The sequence below is a fragment of the Dethiosulfatibacter aminovorans DSM 17477 genome (assembly GCF_900142005.1).
Lineage (GTDB): Bacteria > Bacillota > Clostridia > Tissierellales > Dethiosulfatibacteraceae > Dethiosulfatibacter > Dethiosulfatibacter aminovorans.
In genome coordinates this window covers 111,043-119,123 of sequence record NZ_FQZL01000010.1, presented here as the reverse complement: position 1 = coordinate 119,123, position 8,081 = coordinate 111,043, and the positions used below count along the sequence as shown (strand labels likewise).

Here is an 8,081-nt window from a genome sequence, read left to right as displayed (position 1 = left end):
ATTACTATATTAAGCTCCAACCTTGCAGTCCAGTCATCATTTTCACCTTCAAAAACAATATGTTGCTCTTCAAATGTCGACTCACCATACTTCATACCCTCAAGTTTTGAACTGAAGTCACTATCAAAACCATGGATACTTCCGCCCTTATGAAATTGATTCATAGCATCCACTTTATCAAGATATCCCTTTATTTCTACACTAGGCCTATCCAGGCATATCAATTCATTGTACTTAAAAAATTCATCTGACATAAAAACATTCAGTAGAACTTCCTGTCCAGGTTCAATATTTAACTTGTTTCCATCTGCCTCAACTTTCCACTCACTAGAACTCCATTTGGTATTATTTGCATTTGTTACCGGAAAACTTAAATAAACATTATTCTGTGCAATTACATAATCACAATCATTTATTAGCTTCAACGAGTATGAAATGCCATTATTAAGTATAGATTCGTTGACAACTTCAATCCTTATTTTCTCAATTTCTTCATGCATAGTATCAATCCTGTCTTGGCTCAATTTGTCAGAACATCCTGTCATTGAACAAATGACAAGCAATAAAAAGCATACCAATACTTTTAGCCTTATTTTATTCATTTATCCATTCCTCCTTTAATATTCCTTGTTTTTCTTCAATCTACTCAGCAAATCACAGTTTTCAAATTCTTAAAAAACGTTCCAATATCAAACTACTTGACTTCACAAGTTTCAATTTTTCAACGAGTTACTACTGCATATTTCTTTTTATAAAAATCCAAAATCTACCCCGCTGTAGGCCACCCCATTATTATTCTTACAACCTTGTCATTTTCATCTATCAGAAATACAATTCCCAATGCAAGTCCAGTGTCCATTACTCCTGAGAAATATATTCCTCTTTCATAATTATATTTGTCCACATCATTTCTACAGCGGACAACGACTCTCTCTAAGCATGTATCATCTACACCTGAATGATTGATCTTCCTTATATCTTTATCAAATGATTCAATTATTTCATTCGCAGTGCTTCCTATTCCTATTCCTCCAAAATATGAACTGTCCAAAATGTACTTATCGCCGGTTATATCGACTCTGCAAACCCTATCATTATCCCTGATGATAAACTCGCCTTCTTCGCTTCTGCTGCATTGTATGACAAATTCAATATTGTCATATACTAAAACATAAAAGTTGCCATATATAAAAACATTTGTCATATCCTTTACTTCAATTGGCTCCCCAAAATTTTTCATTAAATCACCATAAGTTGGGAAAGACTCCATTCCTTCTATAAATGAATCATTATAGTCGAATTCTTTAACATTACATCCTAGCTCATTTAACGATTTGTCATCTTCTTCGATGTCCGAATTCAACAAGACTTGCTCGGCTTCATAAAAAGATTCCCCTGTATCAAAATCATATATCCCGAAAGCGCTACTATCTAAACTAGAATTGTTTAAATGCAAATACCAGTACTGCTTATTATCATAACCGACAAATGACTGGGCTTGTTCATTCAAGTTATCTGCTTCATTCTCAACTATAACAGCATAGCTCTCACCTGAATTTTTATTAAAGAAACCATATATAACTGGGATTACATCACCTTTGTTTTCAGCTTCAACATATTTCCATACTTCGCCTTCACTATAATACAGTTTATCAACAAGTTTAGCATTCCAGCCCGAGAAAGAATTGAGATTTGCCACCATCATTCCCATACCATCTTCAGCTTCATATATGTATATTTTTTCTTTACCTGATCTGATTTGGTATGTCATCAAATTCATAATGAATAAATCATCTTGTTTCTTAACAGCTTCTTGAATTGTATTTGTATATACCCATCCTCTGACTATTATAAGAAAAACGACACCCATTATTAGTATTTTGACAATCAAATTAACATTTTCATCTTTTCTCATATGCAAGTTCACTTCCCCTCACGATTATTATCACTTTAACCAAGTTATCGTTCATTGCATTGCATTCCGGAATTTTTTTGGATCATTGTCACGCACAGCTTTCAATTTATCAGTGGGTTTCATCTACGTTCTTAATTCTCGCTGACAAGTATCCTAAGCTAGAGGGTTAATAAATATCTAGTATGCATGCCACTTATACTCTTCCTCTCTCAAATGATTTTCTCCATGCTCATAGCCATAGTAATACAGCCTCTCACCACTTTTATTAATTGCAACTAGTTCACAATTAAAATAATCATCTTTTCCCGTAAATACATACGCAATTTGTGTTGGTTCATCTGCATTAACTTCCTGAGAACTCAAGATATTCCCTTTAGCATCTATCAGTGCCAATTTATCTATACCTTGCTCCTTAACATCAATCATAAATACACTATATAATCTACCTTCATCTTCCATATTCATTGTTCCGATTGTTCTTATTGAGTCTTCAAAATGAGGGTTTAAGTGTACACTCGTATTGCTTCTAAATCCAATTACTAACTTGTCTACAAACACAGTCATATATTCTTCTTCAACAGGATCATAAAACATATGAAATTCATTACCATTCAATTCTATCATACCAATCCATTCATGCTCTTTATCAATAAAAGCATTAGCCATAGCAGAAGCTTTACCACTGAGCCTAAATGAAGGTCCAAGAAAAATTATATACATAAAAAGAAGGACAAGAGCAATTGCTATCATTTTTGCGATTTTTTTATGGCTACCACCTATTCTATTAAGCTTTGTAAGGCCTATGCTAATGCTTATAATTAAAACAACAAGAACTATTATACCATTCATCATTCTCTCCTATATATTCCTAATCTTTATTCCATTTACTCACAAAATCAGAATTCAACAAAGAACCACAATTTTCAATTTGGCGGTGAGGTGTTCAGCAATGCCAATATTATTGTTTCCATACATACGCTACTAATTACCCGGTATCATATTTCACCGCACTCCAGTTTGCTTCAATCTATTTATTTGTAATATACTTCAAAATATTTTCATATTCCGAATTTCTTAATCTTCTAGCCCCTTCGTTAAACTCATATTTAACACTGATATTTGTTTTAAATAAATTTGCTTCTGAGCGATTAAGATATAATTGTAATGCTTCTAATTCCTTATATAAAAAATCATTTTTTATTTTCATCCACTTACACATAAAATTACATTCTGTACACGTACCATTACTACCTATATCAATATCAAAATGTGGTTTTACTCCATCATCCTCATTGCTGCTCATTAAAAAATTCAGATTACAGATTTGGCTTTTCTGAGTTCCAATCAAGTGCTTTACATCAAGATGAATAACAAAACTCACATTTTCAATAATTGAACCTGGTCCAATCCAGCTATAATTTTCCTCCTTTTCTTTGTTGTCTTCAACATCATAATTAACTTGAATATCTACATTTGAAATTGCCTTATGCGATAGCCAATGAAACCTTGTTGTAGAAGACATGCTGTTCTGACTATTATCTAAAATAGCATTACTTATTCTATTAGATGACATATCTAATAGATCACCTATTCTAAGCAGAATTTTAGTGTATTTTTCACTGATAATACTCTCTTTTGCATTCGACTTAACCTTGTAAATTTCATCCACATCATAACCATGAGCCTGGCTTATTTCAGCTACAATATCTTTCACAACATCTTCTACAAAATCAAAGTCATTACTTTTCCTGATAAACCTAGCACTTTGTTTAGGATGATTATTTCTAACATAGCCCTCATAGTATTGGTCAAGCTTTGCAAAAAAATCTACCAATAATTTTTTGATTGGTTGCTCCTCAATATAATCTATTTCTACCAATTTTTTCTTGCCATCGTCATCTTGTTCAATCAAACTTTTTATATTTTGCTTAAACTCAGAGTAAATAACATTTGATTCTTTACTATCTTTAATAAAACTTTCTATTAAATTCGGATGCAGAACCATTGAAATATCATGTAAGTAGCAACTAATAAAGAGAATATAGTAATCTTTCCTTGAAATCTGGAAGTAATTCACACCCTTCATAAACATGGTAATTGATCTTATTAACTCTATAGCATGTTCTTGATTATGAAGTGTATAAAAGTGCAGGTATTTTGAGCCGTTCTTCCAGATATCACTGGTGTATTTATGTACCATGATAAGATTATCAATGTATACTGGATCTTGAACGAATTTTTCATAGTAATCAACAACTTCAAACAAAGTATAGTCTAGCACTTCGCTGTTTCTGTAATCCTTAAAATTTGAATAGAAATTCTCTAATATAAACTTCCGATTCCTTAAAAAAAGTAAAATTCTTGCCTCATTATAGTATATAGGCTTGTTATTTCTTTTAGCCAAATACTTAAGATCATTTGCATCAACTGAAACTACTTCTGAGAAATATGCATTCATAATAATTCGATAGAGTTCATCAGTTTGCATTTTAATTAACTCATACCTATTGTTTGAAACTTCAATAACACCACTTTTATAAATAATGTTAATTATGGCATCATACTTTTCGCAGTTATCAATTGATATCACTCCATTTTTAAAAGCATCATAAAATGTTTCGATAGCTTCTCTTATTCTAAATTCTTTTTCATGTTTGCCTGATTTAGCTATATTCCAAACATTATCTTTTACAATACTCTGGATACTATCATATCTAGAAATTCTGCTATCAATTTGAATCTTTCTTTTGCGTGACAAACTCATACATATTTTATGGAAGTAAGATATTGTATGCTCATCGCCATCTTGTTCCCATTTATATAACTCGGAGTATGTTTCTTTATTGAAATCAGAAACAATCTTTTCTGCCTTGTTCCAGAATATAGGGCTATTAGCAAAGAAAAAACGAAATTCATTTAGTAGTATATCTTCATCATAAGCTTCAAAAAAACATTTGAACTTCTCTCTTTTTGTACTTTCATCTCCCACTTTAAAACTTAACAATAATTCATCAATATCATTATCACTAATGTCATTACTCCTACTGAAATCCAATCTTCTTTGACGATACTTAAAGAATTTCTTGAACCTTAGAAGTACTTTTATGTAATTGGAGGTATCTTCTTCTGGATCAATTTCTCTTATCCTCTTAATTTCCTTTTCAACAGCTTGATAAATTGCTTCCAATTTTTTTGACAAATTAATCTCTTCAGTGTCAGAAAATATTTTACTCAAGTCATAAGAAGTCATTGAAGCCAACTTACTATATGCATTCAAATTGGCTTGTCCATATTTTGGATCTTGAATTTCTAATGCAGTACTTTTTTCACTTTCTGCATTATGTACCTTTATCAAGTAGTCAAATTTATCCAATATTTCAACAAACGGCTGTAGACTTGTTCCTTCAACCTCTCTCTTATATTCTACAAGTCTACTCTTATATTGATTGCTCAAATCTTTAAGCTGCTTGTTAACTTCATTTATTTTTTTTGCAAGTTCATTTTCATTTTTTAAATTATTAGTGTATATTACTGAGTCATCAACATAATAGAAGGCTTTACCATCTTCAGCCGCAATAACTTTTTGAAAAATATCTGCAACCTTAACCATACAAATATTCCCGAAAAAATATGCATGGGGCAAACCTTGTGGTATACCTTTTGTCCATACATCACCATTCAAAAAATCAATATTACTAGAATCATAATACATCTTTTTGAAATCATCTGATCTTAGATTAGAAATTTTGAATACCAATAGCTTTGATACTATTGTCTTTATACATTGAACATCATCAATATTATCATATTTTACAGAGTACTTGCTCATTATTTCATCATAAATAATTGCAGGATTTATTGAAGGAAAAAAATTCTTCAAGTCAAGTGTTACCTCAAACCTATATTCCTTTGTTTTGGTATATTCATAGTAAGAGCTCGTAATAACATCTGTGTATTCTTTAAACTGATAATGCCAAGGCTTAAACAAATGCTCCGGTCTATTGGATGGAATATTACCATAAAAATTTGAAGGAAGCATTCTTGCAAGTTCTGTAAGTTCAATGGTTCTATTATCATTTCCAATTTCAATTAAAAGTGTATTTAATAAAACAACACTTGCTATTAATGTATTTAACGACGCAGAATGAAGTGGTCTTGACTCAAGTTGATCTGTTTCTTTATCAATCTTTTTGGGTCTGAAATAAACTTGTGCTTTAAAAAATTTACCATTTATAAGCACATCATCAATTAAATCTTTAACATCTTTAATTGTTTCATCAATAATTTTATGATTAAAAGGATCTCTTAATTTCAACATCAACGTATAATCCTTTTCATCAAGCAAATCTTTTTCAAACACATAGCTCTCTAATGAATAGATTGCCTTATATATAAAATCCTTTTCAGTTATCCTCTTGTAAACATTACTATTTCTAATCTCAATCGCCATATACTAATCCCCCAATCTATCTATATAAGATTTTACAGAATCAGCTGCAAATTTTATCAATTTCACGTTATCATCTGATACTAGGTAATCTGAAAAAACACTCCCCTGGCCATTGTTAAATTGGCACTTTATATAAGTTTTTTTGTTATCAACAGAATTTAGTCTTGGTATTTCGCTCATTGTTCTTATCCATTTGCCGATACTTCCTTCAGCAGTATTGTCAAATCTTAATTCCCAAGTATCATCAACTTGAATACAGAGCTGGCACTTTGTGCCTTCTGGAATTTGTTTTTTTTGAATTTCCTTTAACATTTTTTCACGCAACTCAACTTTTAAATTATACTTTTCAACATTGATCCAAAACTTAGGAATCATGTCTTTCAAATATGTTTCATTGTACTTATAGTCAGGATTTGTCAAATATACATAAGTCACAAACAAATCGAGCAACCCCTCCTTTTGAGATGTCTTCCTGTGTTTACTCAGCTCTGATAGCCTGTTAAGACATTTTAATCTGTATTCTTTATCTCCCATATAATCACCTCATTAATTTGTCAGCTTAGCAACAATTATACATAAACTAAGTTTATTCAAAGTACTTCTGCATCAACAAATCAAATAATATTTGTATCACATTCATAATATTCTGAACTTCACCTTAACTTTGTTCTCTATCCTATCCAATATACTTCTTATGCGAATTCTTCACATTATTCTGATTAACCATTGCATACCTCATCGTCGTATCGATTTGTTGATGTCCTAATAATTTCTGCACCTGCTCAATCGGCATTCCTTTATCAATGGCTCTTGTTGCCATAGTTCTTCTAAACTTATGTGGATGAACTCTTTCTATTCCCAGTTTTCTGCCAAGCTCCCGTAACCTGATTTCAACACCATTTATTTTCAATCTTTCATAAGGTCTATTCAACGTAACAAATAATGCCCTATTTTCATCACAACGTTCCTTCAAATAGTTTTGAACATGCAGCTTAGTCTTTGCATCAAAGTAAACCTTTCTTTCCCTATCACCTTTGCCATAGACAATACATTCTCTTTCGTCAAAATTCACATCAGAAATATCCAGATTAACTAGTTCTCCAACCCTTATTCCAGTCGAGAACAACAAGTCTATCATTGCCAAGTCTCGAATTGTATTACAGCCATCCCTCATAATTTCAATGTTTTCATCAGAGATCACTTCTTTAACAGTCATTCCTATTTTCACTTTATGAATTCGTCGAACCGGATTCTTTATAATATAATTTTCTTCTTCCAACCAGGAGAAAAAACTTGATAAATTCCTTCTAACATTATCTATAGTAACCTTACTGCAATTATTCTTAGCTTGATATTTCTTCAAATACTCCCTAATTGCCTCTGTTGTAATTCTTCTTATTGGCAATTCAATTTCTTTGAACATGTTAAATAGTGTAGCTTGGTAATAACTAATGGTTCTTTCAGAGCATCCTTCAATCTGTTTAGCAGATAAAAACATCTCGACATAATCTTTATTCTCTATGCTTTCAATATCTTCATCATATTCCTCAAGTCTTATAATCAATACTTCCTGCAATTTTTTCATTTGAGAAATACTGAGATATTCTGCCATGTCATTTAAAACATTGTAAATTTGATTTTGCATCTTGATAGACTCCTTTTTATTGAAGTATATCAAAAATAAATAAAACCCCGCTCATTTCGAACAGGGTTAAA

Annotated in this window: 6 protein-coding genes; all 6 read right to left on the bottom strand. The window is 31.3% G+C overall.

Translation table 11 applies throughout. The features are described 5' to 3' along the window. Positions 1 to 602, bottom strand: a 602-nt coding sequence (locus BUB05_RS08595) for a hypothetical protein (protein ID WP_073049194.1), incomplete at its 3' end; no start/stop codon positions are given. Positions 603 to 766: 164 nt separating this feature from the next. After that, the gene (locus tag BUB05_RS08590) at positions 767 to 1,915 is read right to left on the bottom strand and encodes a hypothetical protein (RefSeq protein ID WP_073049193.1); all 1,149 of its coding nucleotides are present in this window, start codon (positions 1,913 to 1,915) and stop codon (positions 767 to 769) included. A 177-nt stretch (positions 1,916 to 2,092) separates the two neighbouring features. After that, a complete protein-coding gene (locus tag BUB05_RS08585) occupies positions 2,093 to 2,764 on the bottom strand; it encodes a hypothetical protein (RefSeq protein WP_073049192.1) in 672 nt (223 codons plus the stop codon). A gap of 178 nt (positions 2,765 to 2,942) precedes the next feature. Continuing rightward, positions 2,943 to 6,365, bottom strand: a complete 3,423-nt coding sequence (locus tag BUB05_RS08580) for an HD domain-containing protein (RefSeq protein WP_073049191.1) — start codon at positions 6,363 to 6,365, stop codon at positions 2,943 to 2,945. 3 nt (positions 6,366 to 6,368) lie between these two features. Beyond that, entirely contained in the window at positions 6,369 to 6,899 is a 531-nt protein-coding gene (locus BUB05_RS08575) for a hypothetical protein (RefSeq protein ID WP_073049190.1), read from the bottom strand. 142 nt (positions 6,900 to 7,041) lie between these two features. Next, entirely contained in the window at positions 7,042 to 8,010 is a 969-nt protein-coding gene (gene xerA / locus BUB05_RS08570; RefSeq protein WP_073049189.1) for a site-specific tyrosine recombinase/integron integrase, read from the bottom strand. Positions 8,011 to 8,081 lie beyond the last annotated feature (71 nt).